We start from the raw sequence: 24,087 nt of genomic DNA, 5'->3' as shown, positions 1-24,087 counted from the left end.
ACAAATTGATGATGCGCGCCTGATGCGTAACCACCAATCAGGATGTTTAGCACCTGCCATCCGAGCAGGGTGAAGGAGGATCGCCACATGGCCTATAGCCATCTGCTCGCACCGGGACGTATCGGCGCGATGGACTTGCGCAATCGGATATTCATGACGCCGATGGGGTCCAACCTTGCGGACGAGGACGGGATCACCGGCGAACGGCTGCACGCTTATTATGAGGAACGCGCAAAGGGCGGCGCGGCGCTGATCATGATGGGATCGGTATCGATCGGCTATCCCGAAGGCTCCGGCAACTGGCGCAACGAGGCGATTTCGCACGAGCGCCATGTGCCGGGCGTGCGGGCGCTGGCCGATGCGGTCCACGCTCATGGCGCGAAACTCGCGATGCAGCTTCAGCACGCTGGTCTGGTCGCGATGAATGACATGCTGGCTGGACGACCGATCTGGACGCCTTCGATCCCGGCGGTCGGCAAGAGCGATGGCGATATGATGGACGGCTTCCTGGAGGATGAACTGGCCATCTTTACCGCGCCATTTGCTGCCATGGGTGCGCCCAACTACCGCGTCATGACCGTGCAGGATATCGAGCAACTGGTCCAGATGTTCGCCAGCGCCGCGCAACGCGCCCAGCGCGCAGGCGTCGATGCGGTCGAACTGCATGCCGGTCACGGTTACCTGATCTCATCGTTCCTCAATCCATTGATTAACCAGCGCGACGACGATTATGGCGGCTCGATCGAGAACCGCTCGCGCTTGCTATGCGATATCATTCGCGGCGTGCGCGCTGCCGTCGGCCCCGACATGCCGATATGGCCGCGCCTGGACAGCCAGCATTTCCTGATCGACGGCGGCATCACAGTGGAGGACGCGGCCGCGACCGCCCGGCTGGCGCAGGAGGCAGGAGCAGACGCCATCCACATATCGGCCGATGGCCATCCGGGTCGGGGCCTTACCTATTCGACCGGACATGCAACCGACACGCGCAACGGGTTTGTCGAGGCGGCAGCGCGGATCAAGGCACATGTGACTATACCGATCATCTGCCCCGGCCGGATCGAGCCGGAAGATGCCGACCGCTTCATCGCTGATGGGAAGCTAGATTTCGTGACGATGGGCCGCAAGCTGTTGGCCGACCCTCATTTGCCGGCCAAGCTGGCCGCGGGGAAGGCCGATCAGATTCGCCCCTGCGTCTACTGCTACACCTGCATTAGCCAGATATTTTTCAGTCGTCCGGTGAAATGCGCGGTCAATCCCGAAACGGGCTTTGAGCGTGAGCGCGCGCTCGTTCCTGCCGCCGCCGCTCGCGATATTGTCGTGATCGGCGGTGGACCAGCCGGAATGGAGGCGGCGCGTCGGCTGGCAAAGCGGGGCCATCGGGTCACGCTGCTGGAGGCAACAGACTCTTTAGGCGGGACCGCCCGCTTCGCATCGATCGCCTATGCCCCGAACCAGGGCATTGTCGATTGGCTGAAACGGGAAGTGAAAGGCGAGCCGAATATCACCGTGCAACTGAGCACGAAGGCGACGCCCGAACTGCTCACTACCCTGGCCCCCGACGAAGTCGTCGTCGCCACCGGCGCGCGACGTGCGCTGCCCCCCATTCCCGGCGCGGATCGCAACAACGTGTTCAGCGGCGACGAAATGCGCAGTTTGATGCTGGGGCAGGATCTGGGCAAGCTGGCGCGCAAGGTCGATACCAAGACGCGGCTGATGATGCGTGCAGGTCGTGTCACCGGCCTGACGGGGCGGCCCGGTTTCATCCGCGCTGCCAGCACCTATTTTATGCCCTTTGGCGAACGCGTGGTGATTATCGGCGGCGAACTGGTTGGGCTGGAACTGGCCGAATTCCTTGCCAAGCGCGGCCGAAAGGTCGTCGTGATCGACGAAGCGGCCAAGATGGGTGCGGGTCTTCAGGTCGTGCGCCGCTGGCGGGTGCTTGATGAACTTCATCATCTGGGCGTCACGCTCCTGCCGAACGCCGGGGACATTGCGATTGGCGATAAGAACGTCAGCTACCGCAACAGCTTCGGACAAGTGAGAACGGTGGCTGCCGACCAGGTGATCGTCGCCAAGGGCGCGCAAGGCGACTCTCGTTTGGCCGACCAACTGAAAGCGGCCGGATTCAGTGTGCGCAGCATCGGCGACGCCAATGGTGTAGGCTATATCGAAGGTGCGATGCAGGATGCGGCCGACGCCGTGATTGATATTTGAAGAAAGGAATGGCGATGTTCGACTTTACCGGACGGCACGTGCTCGTCACCGGCGGGACCAGCGGGATCGGCGCGGGCATCGCTGCTGCCTTCATCGCTGCGGGCGCACATGTTATCGTCACGGGTACACGGCCGACAGAAGCGGATTATGAAGACATTCCGCCGGGTGCCACCTATTGCCCCCTTCGTCTTGGCGACCGGCTTAGCATCGACGCCTTGGTAGCGGGTTTGGGGGCGTTGGACATCCTCATTAACAATGCGGGCGGTACGTCCGTCCCGGAGGATTTCGACGCAGCCATCGACGCCAATCTGAAAGGCGTCCATGCGTTGACGATCGCCTGCCTGCCGCTGCTGGTGCAAAGTCGGCACGACGGCGGCGGCGCGGTCGTGACGATCGCCTCGATGATGGCGATCTTTGGCAACTCCATGTTCCCCGGATATAGCGCGGCCAAGGCTGGCCTTCTGCTACTGACCAAATCGCTGGCGCAAGGGTGGGGGGCAAAGGGCGTGCGGATCAACGCCGTGGCGCCCGGTCCGGTTCGCACGCCGATGACGGAGCGCTACGCCGATGATCCTGTCTATGGTCCCGGCACGGCGCAGCGGATGGCGCTTGGCCGCTGGGGAACACCAGACGACATAGCAGGGCCGACCCTGTTCCTCGCCAGTGCGGCTGCGCGGTTTGTGACGGGGGAATGTCTGGTGGCGAGCGGCGGGTATATGATCGCTGAGGCATGATGCTTGCCAAAGACATGGTGACGATTGGCAAGCCTCGCGCAACCGACTACGCTCTCCATCAGACGCATCCGGTAAAGGAGCGCGAAGGAGATAATAGGATGGTCGCACACGCGAATGAGGTCGCCTGCTTTTCGCGTATGATCCTGGCACTCAATGCTTCGCTGGTCAGCGAAGATCCATGGCGAGACTTTCTGCTGCTGCTTCGCGATCATGTGAACGCAAAATGGGCAACGCTGATCCTCACGCCGCCCAATATGGATGGTTTGGGCACAATGATAACGCCCACCGCACCACCGCCTGCGATTCAGGAATATCTTGACCGCTTTATGCAGATCGACCCCTTTGTCGGCCTGCCCGAAGGCAAGGTCGTGGCGTTGTATGAATATGTGGCCGAGGCGAAACTCAAAAATTCAGCCTATTATAAAGGGTGGCTGGAAGGCATCGACGGTTCGCACGTTCTTGGCGTGGATCTGCGCATAAGCAATGGCCTGGAAGCCCGACTTCGGCTGACGAGGGCGCCTCATGGCGCGCCTTTCGATACTGAAGAGCGCGGCCGTATAGAAGAAATCGTGCCCCATCTGCGGCAGGCGGTCGAACTCTATCGCCGACTGGAGGTGTCCCGTTCGGAGCAGGCAGTGATGACCGGCGCCATCGAACAGTTCGCTGTCGGCACCGTGATGCTCGATCATAATCTGAATGTTCTCAAGATGAACGAACTTGCCGCATCCATCCTGGCCGATGGGGATGGGATAAGCATCGTGGGGCAGCGTCTGGCGATCGCCAATTCCAACCGTGACCGCGAATTTCGCCAGCAACTCAAGGATGCGGTGAACGTCGCGCCAGGATCATCTCCTTCAGTATTCCTGGTCGAACGTCCATCGGGCCACCGGGACATCGGAATCGTCATTCGGTCAATCACTATTCCTAATTTCATGCATGGCGGCACAACGCCGGCCATCGCGCTTTTCCTGGGCGATCCGGAACGTCAGTGCGTCGTGACCAGCGATGCCCTGAGGGAATTGTTCGCCTTTACCCCGACAGAGGCGTCGATCGCGGCTTCGCTTGCAAACGGCGTGTCGGTGATCGAGACCGCGCATCGGCTGGGCATTGCCGAAAACACCGTGCGCGCGCATCTCCGCTCTATCTTTGCCAAGACGGGCGCGACCCGCCAATCACAGCTTGTGCATCTCATCCACACCAGTCTGCCCGAACTCGCCGTCGTTCGCCGCTAAATTATCCAACCTAATTGATTTGAAGGTATTGCAACGCGCTTAGCAGGGCGATGCTCAACCCCACAGGATCCGCGCCAAAGCGGACAGAACCGAGGGGATACCGAAGATGGCTTACGGAAAATATCATTATCTTGCTGGTTCGGCATTGATGCTTGCTCTGGTAGCGTCACAGGCAAATGCGCAGGATTCTTCACCAGCAGCACCCGCCCAAGCGACGCAGGGCGTGGGTCTTCAGGACATCGTGGTTACTGCGCGGAAGCGTTCTGAAAACCTGCAAAATGTCCCAACAGCCGTAACAGCTCTCGGTGCGCTTCAAATTGCGGATTATCAGATCAAGAGCTTCCAGGACGTCGGCAAGACCGCGCCAAACGTCAATATCCAGAAGCAGGCAGGCTCGCCCAGCGCGCCGCAGTTCAATATTCGCGGCGTTTCGTCCGGTTCTATCAACTTCCAGGTCGATTCCGGCGTCGCGCTCTATGTAGATGGCGTTTATCTTGGCCGACCCGGCAACTCCGCCTTCGATCTGGCCGATCTTGAACATCTCGAAGTCCTGCGCGGTCCACAGGGCACACTCTTTGGCCGCAACTCTACCGGCGGCGCAATCGCATTTGTGACGGCCAGCCCGACCGGTAAATTCGGTGTCGAGGCCGAAGGAACGCTAGGAAACTACCATCGCCATCGCGGGCGGATAACGGTCAACACGCCTGAATGGGCTGGTCTCTCGGCGCGGTTCACATATGTTCATGACGAAAATGACGGTTATGTGAAGAATTCCGCCCCACAGCGTACATTCCTTTATCCGGAACCGTTCGGGCCGTCGACCAGTGCGAAGAGCTTTGGCGCGAACAACACCGAGTCGTTTTTCGCAGCAATCCGCTATGCCGGGATCGATGGCCTGACGCTCGATTATCGCTTCAACTATACCGACATGGTAACCACGCTCGACGCCATGCAATTGCTGCACAGCGGCGACGCATTTAGCGGCATCACCAACTTCCCGAACCAGCCTGCACTTGGCGGCACGATGGTGGAGAGCCTGACGCGGCTCGACCGCATTCCGATCGATGGCCTTTCTCCAGCTACCCAGAAAACCTGGGGCCACAGTCTTACGGCTGTTTATGAGCTTAGCGATTCCTTGAGCGTCAAATATATTGGCGGACTGCGTGGGTTTACGCTGAACTCATCGTCTGATCTCGACGGAAATTCGCTGGTGGACCCTTATGGCGGGACGGGTGGGTATTTTCAGGCGCTTGCAGCCGAGCGCTATGCAAAGCAGCGGCAGTCGTCCCACGAACTGCAACTCCTTGGTCAGACCGGCAGTTTGGATTTTGTGGGTGGCCTATTTTATTATCGCGAAAAGGCCTACCTCAACAGCCCGACCATCTTCGGACAGGTCAGCCAGCCGGGCGTCCCAATCCCCATCGACAATCCCGGCAGCTATCTTGCGGGTGGCGACCTGCTTAAGGTGCTCAACAAATCTTACGCGGCTTATGCCCATGCCAATCTCAGGTTGACCGATGCGCTCGAACTGGGCGGCGGCATCCGCTATTCTAAAGATGATCGCACGGAGAATGATCTGATTGATGCGGATCGGACCCCCACGGTTCAGCGCGGCAGCTTCAACGCCAAGCAGGATCGCGTCGATTATGACGCATCATTGAAATATCAGTTTGCCCAGAGCAGCAATGTCTATGCGAAATTTGCCACCGGTTTCGTTTCGGGGGGTATCTTCCATGGCGCGGAATTCCAGCCGGAAACAATTAAATCCTACGAAGCGGGCGTGAAGTCTGAATTTCTTGATCGGCGCGTCCGACTTAACGTCGCTTTATTCCAGGCGGATCGAAAAGGCCTCCAGGTGACGGGCTTTGATCCCAATCAGGGTGGCAACATCCTGCTGAATGCCGGTAGCGAAAGAGCGCGGGGCTACGAAATTGAAGCCACGATCCTGCCGGTCGACGGCCTTACTTTGACCGGCACCTATGGCTTTACGGACGTCAATGCAAAGCCACAGACGGCTAATCCGGCAGCTACCCCGGTGCGTACATATCAACCCCGGCGCACCGGCTATGTCGCTGCGCAATATGAGTTCCCCGAATTTCCAGATGGCACCAAGATGAGCTTCCGCATTGATGGCCAGTATAAGGGCGATCATTTCCGGTTGCAGTGCCCGGTCGGCGCCACGCAATCGGCGACGGACGGTTGTATCGGTGCTGGTGATCCCGTGCTCGACGACCAGTTGGTTATAAGGGCAACTTGGGAAATAGGCGCACGGTTCACCTTTGCCGAAATCCCGGTAGGCAACGCCAAGGGCAAGATTTCCCTCTGGGGCAAAAATCTCAACAATTCGGATAAGCCAGAGTTTCTGTTTCCGATCTTCGATACGTGGGTACTCGGCACCTTCCAGGCTCCGCGCACATACGGGATCGACGTCGGTATCGCGTTCTGAACTTCAAGTGTGTGTGTCGGCTGCTTCGTTATTGTCGACACACACTCCATGTCTTATTGCAACGGACGGGTATACCGCCTTCCTCGTCAGAAAATGGCTATCCCTTCCGGCGGTTACGATTTGAAGTGCGACACCCGGGGTGATGCATAGCATTTCATCCGGGCTTAAGGAGGGCGATCTGTTCTCCCACGACCTTGTGCGGGACGCGATAGCCCAGGCACTGGAGGGCTGTGCTGTTGAGGCGATCAGCGACGGCTTGTGGATTTCCTTGTCCGACAGCAGCGCAATGTGTTGGAGGGCAGGAAGCGCCGTATCCGTCCATTGCAATTTTCCACGCCACCTTTCTGCCAGGGCGTGGACGGCAGGCAGAAATAGCTGGTGATGCCGAGCCTGTTTCGCAGTGTCGCAAAAGCGGCAAATTCCGTGCCCCGATCGAAGGTGATGCTGCGCCGGAGGGCAGGGGGGATGCCCCGCAAACGCCGATCGATGCCGGCCATGACCCCAGCGGAATGCCGGCTCGGATTATGCGCGAGGAAAGTGAAGCGGCTGCGGCGTTCGACTAGCGAGGTGAGATTGGCTTTGCCATACTCTCTCCTAAAAATCAGAAGATGGCCTTCCCAATGTCCGAATTTGCTGCGATCCGCAATTTCCGGCGGTCGTGCGCCGATCGTATTGACCACAGTAATATGGAGACCGCGTGGCTTACGAGCGTAGCGTAGCGTTGTCGGCGCGAACGGCGGGCAACCGCCAGGTGGCACACCGCGTCCCGGTTGCCCTGATGACGCCCGCAAGTAACCCGCAATCCGTCTGCGATAAATCGTCGATGGATGGCGCCGCAGCGCGTCCACAACCTGCCGCACAGACCGTCGACCAATCGATAAATGTCCCGCCGCTCGTCCAAACTCAGATGCTGATAGCCGTTCACTGCGTGCCGTCCTGGAAAGGGGATCAAATCCCTATAAATCCTAGGATTTCGCACTTCGAATTAGAATCCACCGCTTACACGAAATTTATTCGATAATATATCTTATGTTAAATATAATCTGAATGGGAAGGGGTAGATGATAGAAAGGACACAGTCATATTCTGACCGCGCCCTTTCAAATTTTCAGATTAGACGATCCCCGCGCCCAAGCCGACGGGCTTGCGCTCCTGCGCCTTGCGCTCGCGCCATAGGCTGGCGCGGTAGGTTGCAAGGACATCAATCGCGCCGCCAGCTTCAAGCCGCGCCTTGGCAAGGATCGGTGCTACGTCGACATTGTAAGCACGACGCAACGCCTGGAACGCCATCATCGTGTCATTGCCTTCCTGCGCGGCGTGGAGCGCCTCGCGATCGACCAGCAGCGCCTTGGCGTAGCAAGCCGTGATTGTCTCGGCAGACGACAGCATGGATTCGATCGGGTCGGTCACATTGTGCGACTGGTCGATCATGTAGCTGGGGTTGAACCCGTCGCGCGGGTGCATTTCCGCCTCGACCAGCTCATTGAAGACCAGATACAATTGGTGGGGATTGATCGAGCCGCTGTCCAGATCGTCGTCGCCATATTTGCTGTCGTTGAAGTGGAAGCCGCCCAGCTTGCCGAAGCGGTGCAGGCGCGCCACGATCTGTTCGATATTGACGTTGGGCGCATGGTGGCCAAGGTCGACCAGGCACTTGGCCTTCGGACCCAGTTCCTGTGCCGCCAGGATGGACGAACCCCAATCCGAAATCACCGTCGAATAAAAGGCCGGCTCGAACATCTTATGTTCCAGCAGCATCCGCCAATCGCCGGGCAGTGCCGCATAGACCTGAGCAGCCGCTTCCAGATAGCGGTCCAAGCTGCGGGCGAAGTCCTGCTGGCCCGGGAAGTTGGTTCCGTCGCCAACCCAGACGGTCAGATCGGTGGAACCCAGCTGACGGCCGATCTCGATGCACTCGATATTATGCTCAACCGCCTGCTGGCGGGTCGCTTCCACGGTCGAGGACAGTGATCCCGTGGCGTAGGTCTGAGCCTGTCCAACCTGATCCTGGAAAGTGTTGGAATTGACGGCATCAAAACCCAAACCAAGGCTCTGAGCTTCCTCGAGCAGGCCTTTGTAATCGCTTACCTTGTCCCAGGGAAAGTGCGGCGAGACGCGTGGCGTAACGCGGCTCAGCTGGTTGATGACGGCGCAATCTTCCAGCTTCTCATGGATGTTGGTTGGCTCGCCCGCGATCGGGAACTTGGCGAAGCGGGTGCCACCCCGTCCCGCGCCCCAGCTGGGCACGGCAACGGAAAAGCCCGCGACGCGGTCCTTGATTGCGTCGATGTCGATGCCGGTGCGCGACAGCTTGCGGCCGAGCGCGGCATAATCTTCTTCCAGTGCTTGCGCGTCGCGGGCATTGGATTCCGCAATGAGTTCAGCGGAAATGGGCAGGTTGGTCATGATATTAGCCTCTCCGTTGCCGATCAGCGCGTGAACGCCTGGGCGTTGCCCGCATCGACATTGATCATGTTGCCGGTCGACTTGGCCGACATGTCGCCAGCCAGGAAGTAAACCGCTTCGGCGATGTCGGACGGCAGCACGTCGCGCTTCAGCATCGAACGCTGACGGTAATGCTCCTCCAGCTCCTTGCCCGAGTCAATGCCATGCGCACCGGCGCGCTCCTTGCGCCAGTCGCCGTCCCAGATCTTGCTGCCCTTGATGACAGCGTCCGGATTCACCGTGTTGACGCGGATGCCGAAGGGCGCGCCCTCCAGCGCCAGACAGCGCGCCAGATGGTTGGCGGCTGCCTTGGCCGACGCATAGGCCGACGCGTTGGTCGCAGCGGCAACGCCATTCTTCGAACCGATGAACACGATCGATGCGCCGCCCTGCTCCTTCATCCGCTTCATCAGCGGGAAGGCTGCGCGGGCGGTGAGGAAATAGCCCTCGGCCAGCACGTCGTAATTCTTGCGCCACAGGGCAACGGTGGTTTCCTCGATCGGTGCCGACGACGCGATGCCCGCATTGGCGACCAGAATGTCAAGGCCGCCGAACTCACGGGCGCAATTATCGAACGCGGCCTGGACCTGCGCTTCGTCGGTCACGTCGCACACGGCGGCGCGGATCACATCCTTGCCGAACTGCTTGGCGAAACCAGCGCGCACTTCCTCGATCGCGTCGGCGGCACGGTCGGCCAGCATGACGCAGGCGCCGTCCGCCAGCAGACGCGCGGCGGTCGCGGCCCCGATGCCGCCCGCGCCACCCGTCACCAGGGCGATCTTGCCGACCAGCGGCTTGGGCTTGGGCATGCGCTGGAGCTTTGCTTCTTCCAGCAGCCAATATTCGATGTCGAACGCTTCCTGCTCGTCCAGCGCGATATATTCGCCGATCGCTTCGGCGCCGCGCATGACGTTGATCGCGTTGCCGTAGAACTCGCCAGCCAGGCGCGCGGTGGTCTTGTCACCGGCGAAGGTGATGCGGCCGACGCCCGGCACCAGCACGACGATCGGGTTGGCATCGCGCATCGCGGGCGAATTGGACCGCTTGCAACGCTCATAATAAGCCGCATACATGTCGCGATAGGCCGCGATCTGCTCCGCCAGATAGACGTCGTCCTGCAACTTCGCAGGATCGAGCGGCAGCGGCGCGATCTTGGTACGCAGGAAATGGTCGGGGCAGGATGTGCCCAGTCCGGCAAGGCGGAGGAATTCGGCCGAGCCGACAAATTCCAGGGCTTCGGCGTCGTCCGAATAGTGGCCGACCTTGGTGCGCGCGCCGGTCATCAGGCCGCGCAAGCGGGGCATCAGGTCGGCGGCGATCGCCGCACGATCGGCATTGGGAGCAACGACCTGACCACCAAAGGCAGGCTTTTCGGCCAGCTTGGCGTTCAGATAATTCGCCGCATCCGCGATCAGCTCGACCGTATGTTCGTAGCAGGACTTGGCGCTGTCGGCCCAGCAGATGATGCCGTGACCCGCGAGCATTACACCTTCGACGCCTGGGTTCGCCTTCACATAGTCGCGCAGCTGTACGCCCAGCGTGTAGCCGGGGCGCTTCCACGGCAGCCAACCGATCTTGCCGCCCCAGATTTCCTTGGTCGCGGCTTCGCCGCCCGAAGAAGCGGCCAGTGCGATGATGGCGTCGGGATGAACGTGATCGACATGTGCAAAAGGAAGTAGCGAATGCAGCGGGGTGTCGATGGAGGCGGCGCGAGGGTTCAGGTTGAACGTGCAATGGGGCAGGTAGCCGACCATCTTGTCGTCGTCCTCGGGGCCGCCATAATGCTTCTCAAGGCCTAGCAGCTTTTCCTGATAGAGCGTTGAAAACCCATCCAGCTTCATCGAACCGATGTCGCCGCCGGAACCCTTTACCCACAGCACTTCGGTCTGCGCGCCCGTCAGGGGATCTGTCTCCACGATCTTGGCGGAGGTGTTGCCGCCGCCGAAATTGGTCACCGTCAGGTCCGAACCGAGCAGGTTCGACCGATAGAGGAGCAATTCGGAAGGGCTGAGAGTCGCGGCGACGCCGTCATCCCAGCGGCTGGAGGGGACGGCAAAGGGAATGGCCGCCGACGAGACTGGATTTTGCATGTTCATGGCGCTCCTACTATCATTTGCGCTTTCCTCGATCAATCCTTTGCGTTACTAATCGATCATATTCGATCAAACAACATGAGAAAAGTTTCATGCGGGAGGACGAACTGAACCGCGGCTTCGCCATCATCGTCGATATCGGCAAAACGCTGAGCAAAGTGTCCCTTTGGTCACGTGACGGCCAGATTCTTGACCGCCAGGTCCGCCCGAACGAGGTGCGGATCGAGGACGGGATTCGCCGCCTCGACACTGCGGGCATTGCCGATTGGCTCACAGAATCACTGTCGCGCTACGCGTCGAGTCCCGTGGAAGTGATCGTCCCCGTCGCGCATGGCGCGGGCGTGGCCGCGCTTGTCGGCGATGAACTTGCCTTCGCACCGCTCGATTATGAGCAGTCTATTCCGGACGAGATCATGGACGCCTATCGCAAGGAGCGAGATGCCTTTGCGATCACCGGTTCGCCCGCCCTGCCCGACGGCCTTAACATCGGGTCACAACTTTACTGGCTTGATCGCCTCTACCCTGCCGAGATGGCGGCGGCGACGCTGCTGCCCTGGGCGCAATATTGGGGCTGGTTCCTGTCGGGCGCCGCAGCGACGGAAGTGACAAGCCTCGGCTGCCACAGCGACCTATGGACGCCCGATCAGGCCCGTTTCTCGCCGCTGGCCGAACGGCTCGGCTGGGCGGCGCGCTTTGCGCCGCTGGTCAAGGCGGCGGACAGCCTGGGCACTATCCGGCCCGAGCTGGCGGAGCGCACCGGCCTTTCTCCCAATATCCGCGTTCTTGCCGGGCTGCACGATTCCAACGCGGCGCTGCTTGCCGCGCGCGGATTTGGCGAGATCGCACAAGGCGATTCAACGATCCTGTCCACCGGCACCTGGTTCATCGCGATGCGCTTGCCGAAAGAAGCTTTGGCGACCAGCAGCCTTGCCGAAGGACGCGATTGCCTGGTGAACGTCGATGCCTATGGATGCGCCGTGCCCTCGGCCCGCTTCATGGGTGGCCGTGAAATCGAGACGGTGATCGAATTTGACACGCGCCGCGTCGATATCAAACCCGATCAACCAGCCTTGCTGGCCGCTGTGTCCGAGGTCGTACAATCGGGTGCGATGTTGCTGCCGACGTTGGCGCAGGGCTTTGGCCCCTACCCCACCGGCAGCGGCAACTGGATCGCACGGCCGGAAGATTGGTATCAGCGGCGCGCTGCGGTCTGCCTATATGCCGCATTGGTGGCCGAGACGATGCTGGACCTGATCGGCTCACGCGATCGACTGCTGGTCGAGGGACGCTTTGCCGATGCGGAGGTGTTCGTGCGGGCTCTGGCTTCGCTGCGGCCCGAAATGCAGGTCTATACCGCCAACGCCCATAATGATGTGTCCTTCGGTGCGCTGCGCCTGATCGATCCGAGCCTAAAGCCGCAGGGATCGCTCAGCCTTGTCAAACCGCTGGATCAGGATATTTCCTCTTACCGTTCCAGTTGGTTGGCTGGGATTGGTGAGATGGTTTCTTAAAGGTTTCCGCGAATGCCGATAGCCAGCGTTGCCGATTTCCGCGAGGCGGCCCGTCGCCGCCTGCCCCGGTTCCTGTTCGAATATATTGATGGCGGTTCGTACGCCGAAGTGACGCTACGCAAGAATGTGAGCGAGTTGAGCGATATCGCGCTTCGCCAGCGGGTGTTGCGCGATGTGTCTGAACTCGATCTTTCGACCCACCTGTTCGGGCAAAAGTTGGCGCTGCCGGTGGCGCTCGCGCCGATCGGGCTTGCCGGGCTGAATGCGCGGCGGGGCGAATGCCAGGCGCTTAAGGCGGCCGAAGGCGCTGGCGTCCCCTTCACCCTGTCAACCGTAGGCGCCTGTTCGCTCGACGAAGTCGCACGCGCGGCATCGCGTCCTTTCTGGTTCCAGCTGTACATGATCCGAGACCGGGCCTTTATGAAGGACCTGCTGGCCCAGGCGGCGGCAGCCAACTGTTCGGCGCTTGTCTTCACCGTGGATATGCCGGTGCCCGGTAGCCGCTATCGCGACTATCATAGCGGGCTTGCCGGAGCGGACGGCCTGAAGGGTGCGATCTGGCGTGCCGCTCAAGCCGCCATGAAGCCCGGTTGGGCATGGGATGTGGGCGTTCGCGGCCGTCCCCATACGTTGGGCAATGTCGCTCCCGTGCTCAAGGGCAAGACCGGGATCGAGGATTTCTTCGCCTGGATGCGCAATAATTTCGACCCGTCGATCAACTGGCGCGATCTGGATTTCATCCGATCGGAATGGAAGGGGCCGTTGATCATCAAGGGCCTGCTCGATCCCGAGGACGCGCGGGAGGCCGCTGCGCTGGGCGCGGACGGGATCATCGTGTCCAACCATGGCGGGCGACAATTGGACGGCGTGCTGTCCACGGCCCGCGCCCTGCCCCCGATTGCCGAGGCAGTTGGCGACAAGCTGACCGTGCTGGCCGATGGCGGTGTCCGATCGGGTCTGGACGTGGTGCGCATGCTGGCGCTGGGCGCCAAGGGCGTGCTGCTCGGGCGGGCCTGGGCCTATGCGCTGGCCGCGCAGGGGGAAGCGGGCGTTACGAAGATGCTGCAATTAATTGAAGCCGAAATGCGCGTGGCGATGGCGCTCACCGGCTGCTCCAATATCGCCGACATAGACCAGAGCATTTTGGCCGGGAGGGACGTGAAATGAGTGCGGGAGCACAGAAGGACAATTGGCGGGATACGATCCTTGCGGGTCTTGCCAACTATATCGACGCTGGTTCGATCGTTGCAGGCTCTGCCGCACTCGCGCTTTGGCAGGAACATTATAAGCTGTCGAACGACTTCATCGGCCTGATCGGTGCGTTCGGCCCGAACGCGATCGGCGCGGGCGTCGGCGCCTATGTCGGCGGGCGGCTGTGCGACAAGCTGGGCCGGAAAAAAATCTATCAGTGGGACATGCTCGTCTACGCGGTCGGCATGGCGCTGCTGGTCTTTGCCTTCGCGCCCTGGATGATCGTGGTCGGCTTCCTTATCGTTGGCGTCGCGGTTGGCGCCGACATCCCGGCATCCTGGTCGCTGATCGCGGAGCAGGCGCCCGATGACCGACGCGGCAAGCATTCAGGCGTCGCGCAGGTGCTGTGGTATCTGGGGCCGGTGGTCGTGCTGCTGCTGAGCCTGGCGCTGACCAGCCTTGGCGAATTGGGCGCGCGCATCGTCTTTGCTCATCTGTTGGTGATTGCCCTTGGCCTTACCTTCCTGCGGTCACGCATGAAGGAATCCGAACGCTGGGAAGCCGCGCAGAAGGAAGGCACACCCAAATTGCCGGTGTCCACGCTGTTCCAGCCTAAATATCTCGCCTCCATCCTGGGGCTGGTTGGCATGTATGGTTTCTGGAACCTGTGGGCGGGAACCAACGGCTTCTTCTTCCCCTATATCCTGCGCACGGTTGGCGCTGCCACACAGGCGCAGTCGGTTGCGATCCAGGCGCTGTCCTTTGCGATCGGCATGGTTTCCATCGGTCTCGTCTTCATGCGCTATGCCGACAAGGTGAACCAGCGCACGATGTTCGCGATTTCCGCGGTCATCCAGATCGTCGGCATGGCGTTGCTCGCCATCTTCCCGCTGACTATCCCGGTGGCGCTGCTCTACGTGTTCCTGCTCCAGTTCGGCGGCGGTTTCGGCGCGCAGAGCTTCTTCCAGCTGTGGAGTTCGGAGATGTTCCCGACGATGCTGCGGTCCACGGCGCAGGGGCTATGTTTCGCCATCGTCCGCATCAGCCTTGGCATATTCAGCTTCTTCGTGCCGATGCTGAGCGCTACCGGCTTCACAACACTGGCGTGGATTTTGACAGGCTTCCTCGTCATAAGCGGCGTGATCGGCACCCTTTGGGCGCCACGTAACCAAGGCAAGTCGCTGGAACAGCTTGAAGCTGAACGGGCGGCTGCCTGATCAAGGGGGTTTGGGGACAATGCACGCGGAGGAACGCGAAAGGCTGATCATCGAAGCAATGGGCCTTACCGGCTTCGTCAGCTATCGCGCTCTGGAATCGCGGCTTGCGGCGTCCCCCGCCACCATCCGCCGCGACCTGACCCGCCTTGAGGAAGAGGGGGTAATCCACCGCGTTCGTGGTGGTGCAAGGTTGACGGAAAGCCATGGCGGCAAGCCTGAAGGCGCCGCCCGGCTCGCGGGCACCCCCTTTGCCCAGTCGATCACGGAACATCTGTCGGAAAAGCGATCGATTGGGCGGGCCGCCGCCCAGCTATGCCAGCATGGCGAAGGCATCATGATCGACGGCGGCACGACGACGTTGCAGATGTGCCCGCATATCGGCGGCCTGGACCTGTCGGTGCTGACCAATTCGCTGCACATCGCCAATGCGCTGCTGCCTCAGTCGGGAACGCAGATATTGCTGCCTTCCGGGACATTGTTCAGGGAGCAGAACATCATTCTCGCGCCTGCGGGTGAAGAATCGATGCCGCGTTTCCATGCGCCCAAGCTCTTCATGGGCGCGGCGGCGGTGGGGCCACAGGGGGTGATGCAACAGGATGTCATTCTGGTTGCCGCCGAACGCCGCCTGATTGATCGGGCGGAACAGGTGATATTGCTGGTCGACAGTAGCAAATTCACCTCTTCATCGGGCGCGATCGTTTGCGGCTTGAATGAGGTGGATATCGTCGTGACGGATCCGGGCGTCGCACCGGCAGCGATGGCAATGCTGGATAAAGCCGGGGTGAGGGTGATCATCGCTGAAGTTTGATCACCAGTGCTGCCTGCTATCATAGAACAGAGCGGGCGAGACATCCCGACAGCTTTTTCGGCCATCGCGGCATCTCGCCCGTTTATCTATTCAAAAATGCTTGATCGGGCGAGGATTACTCCTCGCCATTGTCCTTCACGCCAACGGTCGGGACGTCGATGGTTTCCTTTTTGGAGCCAACGACTACTGCCTTCGAATCCACGTCGACCTTGGGAAGTTCTCCGCCCTTCACGCTGACTTCCGGAACATCGCCGCCAGATACGTCGGCCTTCCAGAAGCCAGTGGCAAACAGGATGCCGACAATTGCCAGAATGACGACCAGCACGATCGCAACAGTGCGCCCGCCGCTGCTCTTGTGAACGACCACGCGGTCTCCGGTATAGGGATCTTTATGTACTTCGGCCATCTTGTACCTCCTCCAGGTGGATATTGAACAGCTGGACCTTCAGCTTGTTCCGTCACCAGCCTAGAAGAAGCAGAGCGTCTCTCATCAGGTCACGCTGTTCAAATCCACTCCGCGCGTTTCGGGAGCGGCAGCCACGGCGACAAACGTGAGGAGCATACCGCCTATCACATAGGCGGCGACCAAGCCCGTTCCGCCGCTCGCCTTGTATAATGACAGGGCGATGATGGGGGCGAGAGACCCCGCCACGATGGAGGTCGCCTGATAGGCGATGCTGGCGCCCGAATAGCGCAGGCGCGTCGGGAAAAGTTCGGTGATCATCGCGCCCTGGGGCGCGTACATGGCGCCGTGCGCTACCATCGCGATGGTGATTGCCAGTCCGACGGTCCAGATCGTTCCGCTGTCCAGCAGGGAGAAGAAGATCGTGAACCAGGCTGCAACGCATATCGCGCCCGCGCCATATACGAGCCTGCGTCCGATCCTGTCCGACAGTGCGGCGAAGAAGGGCATGGTCAGGCATTCAAGGGCAGAGCCGATCAGCACGGCGTTAAGGACGAGCGACCGGTCACCGCCCCTTATTTCGGTCCAATAGGTTATCGAGAAGGTCGCGGCGACATAGTAGCAGATATTCTCACCAAAGCGGAGCCCGGCTCCGGTGAGCAAGGCGCGGCCCTTGCGCCGGATCGCTTCTACCGCCGGGAAGCGCTCGACCCCGCCTGCGGCCGCTTCGCGGGCGAAAACCATGCTTTCCGAAACGGCGCGGCGGAGCCACCAACCCACCAGTACCAGCACGATCGACAGCAGGAACGGGATGCGCCAGCCCCAGGCCATGAAGTCCGCTTCCGTCAGCAGTGCGGATGATGTGGCGAATACGGCAGCGGCCAGTAGATTGCCTGCAGGGGCGCCGACCTGCGGCCAGCTGGTCCAGAAACCGCGTTGCGAAGCAGGCGCGACCTCCGCCACAATCAGAACCGCCCCGCCCCACTCCCCACCGACGGCGAAGCCCTGGAGCAGCCGGAGCAGGACGAGCAATATCGGCGCCCAGGTTCCGATCTGCTGATAGGTCGGCAGCAAACCGATGGCCGTGGTCGACAGGCCCATGGTGAGCAGGCTGATCATGAGAAGCGTCTTGCGCCCGATCCGGTCGCCGAAGTGGCCGAAGACCACGCCGCCGAGCGGCCGGGCGAGGAAGCCGAGGGCATAGGTCGAGAAGGCGAGCAACGTGCCGGTCAATGGATCGAAAGACGGGAAGAACAGTCGATTGAACACCAGCGCCGAAGCCACGCCATAGATGAAGAAGTCGAACCATTCGATCATCGTGCCGATCAGACTGGCGCCCACGACCGTCCGTAGTTCGCGCTTGCTGACGCCAGATGTCGCCGCAACGGCCGGTTCGTTCGTCCCGGTCAGCATAGCCCCTCCTGCCCTTCCTGCTCCAAGACGCCTGCATAGAGGCGAACGGCCCGAGTGAACAAGGGCGTGAATTGGTAAAGCCTGATTATCGGGGAACCAATATTCGCTTGGGTCGTTGGAGACCGCCGGGATGGAATTAATAGCCCTGTATTGCAGGGTCTGGATGTTCGATCACGGAATGGGTCTAATGGGGGGAGCGAGCTTCCTGTGCGCTTGGAGCGTAACAAGGACTCTTTTTTTAAAATGCAGCAAATCAAATCGTCGATCACGCAGGCCGGGCTTTATGCGGCGTTGGCCGTCCTGCTCGCGCTCCCCTTTCTCGCCGATATAATCTTTCCGTTGGGAACCGCCGTATGGGTGGCATATTTGCTGCCGCTCGTGCTGTCCTATGTTGCCCGGCGTCCACTAGTCCCGATCGTTGTTGCAACAGCCGCGACACTATTAATGATCGTCGGCTTCACCCTCGCCCCGGTCGGTGTCGATTCTCAAGTCGCCATCACCAACCGTTCGCTGGCGGGCGTGACCTGCTGGATTCTGGCGATTGTCGGCGTCCTGTTCATCCGCAACCGGCTCGCGATATCGCGGGAGGAATGGTTGCAAAATGGGCAAGTCGGCCTTGCCAAGGCAGTGGGCGGGGAGCAGCCGCTGGATACGCTAGCGTCGAGCGCTCTTACGTTCATGGCCGATTATCTTAAGGCGCAGGCAGGGGCGCTCTATATCGCCAATGGCGAGGGCTTCCGCCGCTACGCCACCTACGCCGTTCCCGCCGATGCGCCCCTGCCCGAACGCTTTTCGGTGGGAGACGGATTGCTCGGACAGGCGGTGAGTGATCGCCGCAGCTTTTTCCTGAAAGACGTGCCCGAGGGCTATCTGTCCTATGGGTCGGCGCTGGGCCAATCGAAACCGGACAGCCTGCTGATCAGCACCACGCAGGCTGACGGCACGATAAATGCCGTCATAGAACTCGGCCTTCCCAAGGACGCCGATGGCGATGCGCTGGCCTTGCTCGACAGGATTGCGGGGCAATTGGGTGTCGCCATTCGTTCCGGCAAATATCGTGCGCGCCTGCGCGAATTGCTGGAGGAAACACAGCAGCAGGCGGAGGAATTGCAGGCGCAGAGCGAGGAGCTGCGCGCCAATAATGAGGAGTTGGAGCAGCAAAGCCGTCAGTTGCAGGAATCGGCCACAAGGCTGGAAACACAACAGGCGGAGCTGGAACAGACCAATGCCCAGCTGGAAGAACAGGCGCGGCAGCTGGAAATCCAGCGCGACGACCTGACGCGCACACAGCGGTCGCTGGAGAACCAAGCTGGCGAACTGGAACAGGCGAGCCACTATAAATCCGAGTTTTTGGCGAACATGAGCCATGAACTGCGCACCCCATTGAATTCGCTGTTGATCATGGCGAGGTTGCTGGCCGAAAATCGCGGCGGCAATCTCTCCCCCGACCAGGTCCGCCACGCCGAGACGATCGAAACGTCGGGCAATGATCTCCTGACCTTGATCAACGACATTCTCGACATTTCGAAGATCGAGGCAGGCAAGCTGGAATTGCAGCCCCGCCGCATGAGCATCCGCGCGCTCACCGAGAAGATGGAAGCGATATTCGCGCCCTCCGCCCAGTCCAAGGGGCTGACCTTTGACGCAAGCCCCTCCCCCAACGCGCCAGCCGAGATGGAAAGCGATCCTCAGCGGATCGAGCAAGTGCTGAAGAATTTCCTGTCGAACGCGATCAAGTTCACCGAGCGCGGATCGGTCAAGCTGAGCGTGAACAGCACGCCCGATGGGCGCATTGCGTTTACCGTGCGCGACACAGGCGTCGGCATCCCGGCCGAGCAGCAGCAGGTGATTTTCGAAGCGTTCCGCCAAGCGGACGGCACGGTCAGCCGGAAATATGGCGGGACTGGCCTTGGCCTCTCCATCTCGCGTGAACTCGCCCGGTTGCTGGGCGGCGAAGTGCAGGTGGAAAGCACCGCAGGCGAAGGCAGCGCCTTCACGCTGATCCTGCCCGAGCGATATGACGGCGCGGCGGCGGCGGCGGCGGACAGGATACGGCCTGCCGAGCAGTTCCGATCCGCGCCATCCAATCCCAAGCCCAGCCGCCCGCGCCGAGGCCCCGCTGCGCAGGATGATCGCGAAAGATTGTCTGGGGACGCCCGCGTCATCCTGATCGTTGAGGATGATCCTGTCTTCGCCAAAATCCTCTGCGATGTGGCGCACGAACTGAATTTTCAGTGCCTGATCGCCAGCACCGCGGATGAGGGCGCTCTGATGGCGCGGCAATATGTGCCCAATGCCGTCATTCTGGACATGAACCTGCCCGATCATACCGGCCTGTCCGTGCTGGACCGGATCAAGCGGGACGTGCGCACCCGCCATATCCCAGTTCATGTGGTGTCGGTGGATGATGACAGTCAGGCAGCCCTTTCAAGCGGCGCCATCGGTTATCTGTTCAAGCCGGTGAAGCGCGACGCGCTGGTCGAGATGCTCGAAGGGCTGGAAGCACGCATGGCGCAGCGCATGCGCCGCGTGCTGGTGGTGGAGGATGATGCCCAGCAGGCCGAAAGCGTCAAGCTGCTGCTGGCGTCGCGCGATGTCGAAACGGTGGAGGCGCATTCCGCCGCGCGATGTTTCGAACTGCTTGGCCGCGAAACATTCGACTGCATGGTGCTGGACCTCAATCTGCCCGACGCCTCCGGCCTCGACCTGCTGGAGCGTTTGAGCGCTGACGAAGCCGTCGGCTTCCCGCCCGTGATCGTCTACACCGGGCGCGACCTCGCCCAGGAAGAGGAGATGCGGCTGCGGCGCTACAGCAAGTCGATCATCGTCAAGGGCGCGAAGTCGCCCGAACGGCTGCTGGATGAGGTGACGCTGTTCCTGCATCAGGTCGTGTCGGACCTGCCCGAACCGCAACAGGCGCTGATCGCCAAGTCATTGAACCGCGACGCCGCGCTGGATGGACGCGAAATCTTGGTGGTCGAAGACGATATTCGCAACGTCTATGCCCTCACCTCCATATTCGAGCCGCATGGGGCGAAGGTACGTATCGCGCGCAACGGGCGCGAGGCGCTCCAGACGCTGGACGAGGCGGCGCGCGGGCTTTCCGATCCGGTCGATCTGGTGCTGATGGACGTGATGATGCCGGAGATGGACGGCCTGACCGCCACGCGCGAAATCCGCTCGCAGCCTTGGGGCAGGCAGATGCCGATCATCGCGCTGACCGCCAAGGCGATGGCGCGCGACCAGCAGGATTGCCTGGACGCGGGCGCGAACGACTATCTCGCCAAGCCGCTCGATGTCGACAAGCTGCTGAGCCTCACGCGCGTGTGGATGCCGCGATGAGCGAGGAGGTTTTCGCACCCCACCAGGAGCTGGAACTCGATTTGCTGCTTGAGGCGCTCTGGCGGCATTATCATTATGATTTTCGCGGCTATTCGCGTGGTTCGCTGCACAGGCGGCTTGCCCGCGCGCAGCAACGGCATGAATGCGAAAGCCTGTCGCAACTCCAGCATCTGCTGCTGCGCGACCCGGCGGTGTTCGCAGACCTTATGGGTTTCCTGACCATCCAGGTGAGCGAGATGTTCCGCGACCCTGCCTATTTCCGGGCGTTGCGGGAAATGGTGGTGCCGCATCTTCGCACCTATCCTTCGCTCAAGATCTGGATCGCAGGCTGCGCCAATGGCGAGGAATTTTATTCGCTGGCGATCCTGTTCCGGGAAGAAGGATTGGAGGATCGCACGATCTTCTATTGCACGGACATCAGCCCCGCCGCGCTCAAGAAGGCCGAGGCCGGGATATATGACCTCGACCGCATCGCGCAGTTCACGGAAAATCACCGGCTGGCTGGCGGCAAGCAATCGCTGTCCGACTATTATACCGCAGCCTATGGCGCGGCCGTGTTCGACAAGACGCTGCGCCGCCGCGCGGTGTTCGCCGAGCATAATCTCGCCAGTGACGAGGTGTTTGCCGAAGTGCAGCTGGTGTCGAGCCGCAATGTGCTGATCTATTTCGATCGGGAATTGCAGGACCGTGCGCTTGGGCTGTTCGGCGGATCGCTGGTGCGCGGCGGGTTCCTCGGGCTTGGGTCGAAGGAAACGCTACGTTTTTCCCGATATTCTGAAGCGTTTGCCGACTTCCACGAGGCTGAAAAAATCTACCGCCGCAACGTCAAGGATATGGAGGATCTGCGCCATGCCGCCTGAAAAGCCCAAGATCCTGGCTGTCGATGATGTTGAGGAAAATCTGACGGCGCTGGATGCCCTGTTCGCCGGGGAAGGCGTCGAATTGCTCAAGGCGCGTTCAGGGGTGCAGGCACTCGAACTGCTGCTGGTGCATGATGTGGCGCTCGCGCTGCTGGACGTGCAGATGCCGGGCATGGACGGCTTTGAACTCGCCGAACTGATGCGCGGCACCGAACGGACACGCAGGGTTCCGATCATCTTCCTGACAGCGGTCGCGACCGATGAACGGCGGCGCTTTCGCGGGTATGAAGCAGGCGCGGTCGATTATCTGCTGAAGCCGGTCGATGCACATATCCTGCGCAACAAGACGGCGGTTTTCGTCGAGCTGTTCGGGCAGCGGCAGGAACTGGCCCGGCAGCGTGACGAGATTGCCGCCGCCCTCGCCCGGCTGCATGCCCATAGTGACAACTCTCCGCTGGCGATCATCGAATTCGATGCCGGGCGGCACATCGTGGCCTGGTCCAACGGGGCAGAGCGGCTGTTTGGATGGCGGGCGCCCGAAGTCGCTGGCTTCAAGGCGGACGAGCTGAAATGGATCGACCCGGAAGACGAGGCCACGTTCGACAGCCTGATGAGTGACCTTATCGCCGGGCGATCCGTTCGCGCGGTCCAGCATCTGCGCATGCGGACGGCCGAGGGGCCGACGCTGGAATGCGAATGCTATTGCTCTGCGCTGCTCAATGGTCAGGGGCGGCTCGTGTCGGTCAACGTCCAGGTGCTGGACGTCACTGAAAGGAAGCGGGCCGAGGATACGCAGCGCCTGCTGATCGGAGAACTCAACCATCGGGTTAAAAACACCCTCGCCTCGGTTCAGGCGATCGCGGTGCAGACATTGCGGCATTCATCGGGTCCGTCGGATTTTGCTCCAACCTTCACCGGGCGCATCCATGCCCTCGCCCGCGCGCACTCATTGCTGAGCAGCACGACATGGCAAGGCGCGTCGCTGCGGGAACTGGTCAATGGGCAGATCGACATTGGCGCTATCGATCTTGGGCAGCTGACCATCGAGGGGCCGGAACTGGAACTGGCGCCTGAACTGGCTTTGCACGTCGCACTCATCCTGCATGAGCTGGTGACCAACGCGCATAAATATGGCGCGCTTTGCATTCCGGCGGGCACGGTTTCGCTGTCGTGGAAGGTGGAGCGGGACCGGCTTTTGATACGCTGGGTGGAAAGCGGCGGGCCGCCCGTCGCTCCACCATCACGCAGAGGGTTTGGCACGGCCCTCATCGAACGCAGCCTGAAGGCGGAAGGCGGGCAGGCGAGCGTGGAATATCAGGAGAGCGGGGTTTGCTGGACCATGACGCTGCCGTGCGGGCCACGGATCAGCCGGATCAATACCGCCAGTTCCGTCTTGAACGTGAGCGAAGAGGCATTGGCTGTGCAAGGCGGCGCGATAGCGGGGCGCAGTTTCCTCATTATCGAGGACGAACCGCTTGTGGCGATGGAGATTGCCAGCATTTTGGAGGATGGCGCGGCCTCCGTCACCATAGCGGGATGTGCGCAAGAGGCTGTGGCGTTGATGCAGCATGCGGGCTTTGACGCGGCGCTGCTGGATGGCAATCTGCAAGGTATGCCGGTCGACGATGTTGCGGCTGCGCTGTCGGAAAGGGAGATACCTTTCGCCTTCGTCACAGGGTATGGGCGCGAAAGCCTTCCTGAACGGTTTCAGGATCGGCTGCTGATCAGTAAACCTTTTGATCCTAAGGCATTATTGCATTGTAGTGGCAAGCTGTGTGAGGAAAATAGTGGGGCTGTTTCAGGCGGGCTTGACAGTCAGTTCGGCGATTTCGAACAGGAAACTGCGCCACCCGCGCATCTTTGAAGCCTCCTCTGCCGCCGCGCGTTTCCTCTTCGCTTCGGCGAGCGATTTGACATGTCCCCAGAATATTTCCGTTTTGCCATTCTCCAGTTCGGCAACGATCCGCCAATAATGGGTGAAGGGGTCGGTCGTCGGCCCGATCCGCTTCACATATCCATCCGGCATCGTTGCTGTCAGATATTGTCTTTTCCGCTTCGCCATGCCCTTTCCTACCATAGATGGTGCAAATTCGCGCAACAGCCACCATGTAGGAGGCATGGAAAAATTCACTGCCGCTTTCTTCCGATCCCATCGGCTGTCGCCTACGGCTCACT

Annotated in this window: 16 protein-coding genes and 1 pseudogene; 11 read left to right on the top strand and 6 right to left on the bottom strand. The window is 60.8% G+C overall.

Translation table 11 applies throughout. The annotated features are described in order from the left end of the window. The first annotated feature begins 87 nt into the window (after window positions 1-87). From ACZ5ZH_RS16190 to ACZ5ZH_RS16175, 4 genes are all read left to right on the top strand, one after another. Window positions 88-2,217: an FAD-dependent oxidoreductase gene (locus ACZ5ZH_RS16190; RefSeq protein ID WP_464773009.1), complete on the top strand. Its 2,130-nt coding sequence runs from the start codon at window positions 88-90 to the stop codon at window positions 2,215-2,217. 14 nt (window positions 2,218-2,231) lie between these two features. Then, complete coding sequence (locus ACZ5ZH_RS16185) at window positions 2,232-2,951, top strand: SDR family NAD(P)-dependent oxidoreductase (RefSeq protein WP_449469271.1); 720 nt, start codon at window positions 2,232-2,234, stop codon at window positions 2,949-2,951. A 98-nt stretch (window positions 2,952-3,049) separates the two neighbouring features. Beyond that, complete coding sequence (locus ACZ5ZH_RS16180; protein ID WP_460989101.1) at window positions 3,050-4,183, top strand: helix-turn-helix transcriptional regulator; 1,134 nt, start codon at window positions 3,050-3,052, stop codon at window positions 4,181-4,183. Between the two features lie 106 nt (window positions 4,184-4,289). After that, a complete protein-coding gene (locus ACZ5ZH_RS16175; RefSeq protein WP_464773008.1) occupies window positions 4,290-6,629 on the top strand; it encodes a TonB-dependent receptor in 2,340 nt (779 codons plus the stop codon). 154 nt (window positions 6,630-6,783) lie between these two features. Here the strand turns inward: ACZ5ZH_RS16175 and ACZ5ZH_RS16170 are convergent. From ACZ5ZH_RS16170 to ACZ5ZH_RS16160, 3 genes and pseudogenes are all read right to left on the bottom strand, one after another. Continuing rightward, window positions 6,784-7,554 (bottom strand): annotated as a pseudogene (locus tag ACZ5ZH_RS16170) (IS30 family transposase). Between the two features lie 188 nt (window positions 7,555-7,742). Beyond that, window positions 7,743-9,035 (bottom strand): L-rhamnose catabolism isomerase, encoded by a 1,293-nt coding sequence (rhaI, locus tag ACZ5ZH_RS16165; RefSeq protein WP_464773007.1) that lies wholly within the window; start codon window positions 9,033-9,035, stop codon window positions 7,743-7,745. Between the two features lie 23 nt (window positions 9,036-9,058). Then, entirely contained in the window at window positions 9,059-11,170 is a 2,112-nt protein-coding gene (locus ACZ5ZH_RS16160; protein ID WP_464773006.1) for a bifunctional rhamnulose-1-phosphate aldolase/short-chain dehydrogenase, read from the bottom strand. A gap of 89 nt (window positions 11,171-11,259) precedes the next feature. Between ACZ5ZH_RS16160 and ACZ5ZH_RS16155 the strand changes: the two genes are divergently transcribed. From ACZ5ZH_RS16155 to ACZ5ZH_RS16140, 4 genes are read left to right on the top strand one after another with little or no spacing between them, the layout of a single operon-like run. Next, a complete protein-coding gene (locus ACZ5ZH_RS16155) occupies window positions 11,260-12,678 on the top strand; it encodes an FGGY-family carbohydrate kinase (RefSeq protein ID WP_464773005.1) in 1,419 nt (472 codons plus the stop codon). Window positions 12,679-12,690: 12 nt separating this feature from the next. After that, window positions 12,691-13,845 carry an FMN-dependent L-lactate dehydrogenase LldD gene (lldD, locus tag ACZ5ZH_RS16150; RefSeq protein WP_460988208.1) on the top strand — a complete coding sequence of 385 codons (1,155 nt, stop codon included), beginning with the start codon at window positions 12,691-12,693 and terminating at the stop codon, window positions 13,843-13,845. Continuing rightward, complete coding sequence (locus ACZ5ZH_RS16145; RefSeq protein ID WP_449469258.1) at window positions 13,842-15,086, top strand: MFS transporter; 1,245 nt, start codon at window positions 13,842-13,844, stop codon at window positions 15,084-15,086. The genes lldD and ACZ5ZH_RS16145 overlap by 4 nt, the downstream gene beginning before the upstream one ends. A 19-nt stretch (window positions 15,087-15,105) precedes the next feature. Further along, window positions 15,106-15,894, top strand: a complete 789-nt coding sequence (locus tag ACZ5ZH_RS16140) for a DeoR/GlpR family DNA-binding transcription regulator (protein ID WP_464773004.1) — start codon at window positions 15,106-15,108, stop codon at window positions 15,892-15,894. 115 nt (window positions 15,895-16,009) lie between these two features. Here the strand turns inward: ACZ5ZH_RS16140 and ACZ5ZH_RS16135 are convergent, their stop codons facing one another. Continuing rightward, on the bottom strand, window positions 16,010-16,300 hold the full coding sequence (locus tag ACZ5ZH_RS16135; RefSeq protein ID WP_449469254.1) for a hypothetical protein: 291 nt from the start codon (window positions 16,298-16,300) through the stop codon (window positions 16,010-16,012). A gap of 84 nt (window positions 16,301-16,384) precedes the next feature. Further along, window positions 16,385-17,710 (bottom strand): MFS transporter, encoded by a 1,326-nt coding sequence (locus ACZ5ZH_RS16130; RefSeq protein ID WP_464773003.1) that lies wholly within the window; start codon window positions 17,708-17,710, stop codon window positions 16,385-16,387. 243 nt (window positions 17,711-17,953) lie between these two features. On the opposite strand from ACZ5ZH_RS16130, the gene ACZ5ZH_RS16125 reads away from it, so the two are divergent. Genes ACZ5ZH_RS16125 through ACZ5ZH_RS16115 form a run of 3 tightly spaced genes read left to right on the top strand, consistent with a single transcriptional unit; the run spans window position 17,954 to window position 23,776 of the window. Further along, entirely contained in the window at window positions 17,954-21,052 is a 3,099-nt protein-coding gene (locus tag ACZ5ZH_RS16125; protein WP_464773002.1) for a response regulator, read from the top strand. Further along, entirely contained in the window at window positions 21,049-21,912 is an 864-nt protein-coding gene (locus ACZ5ZH_RS16120; RefSeq protein ID WP_464773001.1) for a CheR family methyltransferase, read from the top strand. Before ACZ5ZH_RS16125 ends, ACZ5ZH_RS16120 begins: the two co-directional genes overlap by 4 nt. After that, window positions 21,902-23,776, top strand: a complete 1,875-nt coding sequence (locus ACZ5ZH_RS16115) for a response regulator (RefSeq protein WP_464773000.1) — start codon at window positions 21,902-21,904, stop codon at window positions 23,774-23,776. Before ACZ5ZH_RS16120 ends, ACZ5ZH_RS16115 begins: the two co-directional genes overlap by 11 nt. Here ACZ5ZH_RS16115 and ACZ5ZH_RS16110 read toward each other — a convergent pair. Beyond that, entirely contained in the window at window positions 23,711-23,974 is a 264-nt protein-coding gene (locus ACZ5ZH_RS16110) for a hypothetical protein (protein WP_464772999.1), read from the bottom strand. The two genes, ACZ5ZH_RS16115 and ACZ5ZH_RS16110, sit on opposite strands and share 66 nt — an antisense overlap. Window positions 23,975-24,087 lie beyond the last annotated feature (113 nt).

The sequence above is a fragment of the Sphingobium sp. TomMM7A genome (assembly GCF_055397305.1).
Note: the sequence above shows the minus strand (reverse complement) of the source record. Positions and strands in the feature narration are given on the sequence as shown.

What these genes read in the sequence shown, in the direction of transcription:
- ACZ5ZH_RS16190 (WP_464773009.1), top strand. Translation starts at nt 88, where the DNA reads ATGGCCTATAGCCATCTGCTCGCACCGGGACGTATCGGCGCGATGGAC.
- ACZ5ZH_RS16185 (WP_449469271.1), top strand. Translation starts at nt 2,232, where the DNA reads ATGTTCGACTTTACCGGACGGCACGTGCTCGTCACCGGCGGGACCAGC.
- ACZ5ZH_RS16180 (WP_460989101.1), top strand. Translation starts at nt 3,050, where the DNA reads ATGGTCGCACACGCGAATGAGGTCGCCTGCTTTTCGCGTATGATCCTG.
- ACZ5ZH_RS16175 (WP_464773008.1), top strand. Translation starts at nt 4,290, where the DNA reads ATGGCTTACGGAAAATATCATTATCTTGCTGGTTCGGCATTGATGCTT.
- rhaI (WP_464773007.1), bottom strand. Translation starts at nt 9,035, where the DNA reads ATGACCAACCTGCCCATTTCCGCTGAACTCATTGCGGAATCCAATGCC.
- ACZ5ZH_RS16160 (WP_464773006.1), bottom strand. Translation starts at nt 11,170, where the DNA reads ATGAACATGCAAAATCCAGTCTCGTCGGCGGCCATTCCCTTTGCCGTC.
- ACZ5ZH_RS16155 (WP_464773005.1), top strand. Translation starts at nt 11,260, where the DNA reads ATGCGGGAGGACGAACTGAACCGCGGCTTCGCCATCATCGTCGATATC.
- lldD (WP_460988208.1), top strand. Translation starts at nt 12,691, where the DNA reads ATGCCGATAGCCAGCGTTGCCGATTTCCGCGAGGCGGCCCGTCGCCGC.
- ACZ5ZH_RS16145 (WP_449469258.1), top strand. Translation starts at nt 13,842, where the DNA reads ATGAGTGCGGGAGCACAGAAGGACAATTGGCGGGATACGATCCTTGCG.
- ACZ5ZH_RS16140 (WP_464773004.1), top strand. Translation starts at nt 15,106, where the DNA reads ATGCACGCGGAGGAACGCGAAAGGCTGATCATCGAAGCAATGGGCCTT.
- ACZ5ZH_RS16135 (WP_449469254.1), bottom strand. Translation starts at nt 16,300, where the DNA reads ATGGCCGAAGTACATAAAGATCCCTATACCGGAGACCGCGTGGTCGTT.
- ACZ5ZH_RS16130 (WP_464773003.1), bottom strand. Translation starts at nt 17,710, where the DNA reads ATGCTGACCGGGACGAACGAACCGGCCGTTGCGGCGACATCTGGCGTC.
- ACZ5ZH_RS16125 (WP_464773002.1), top strand. Translation starts at nt 17,954, where the DNA reads ATGCAGCAAATCAAATCGTCGATCACGCAGGCCGGGCTTTATGCGGCG.
- ACZ5ZH_RS16120 (WP_464773001.1), top strand. Translation starts at nt 21,049, where the DNA reads ATGAGCGAGGAGGTTTTCGCACCCCACCAGGAGCTGGAACTCGATTTG.
- ACZ5ZH_RS16115 (WP_464773000.1), top strand. Translation starts at nt 21,902, where the DNA reads ATGCCGCCTGAAAAGCCCAAGATCCTGGCTGTCGATGATGTTGAGGAA.
- ACZ5ZH_RS16110 (WP_464772999.1), bottom strand. Translation starts at nt 23,974, where the DNA reads ATGGCGAAGCGGAAAAGACAATATCTGACAGCAACGATGCCGGATGGA.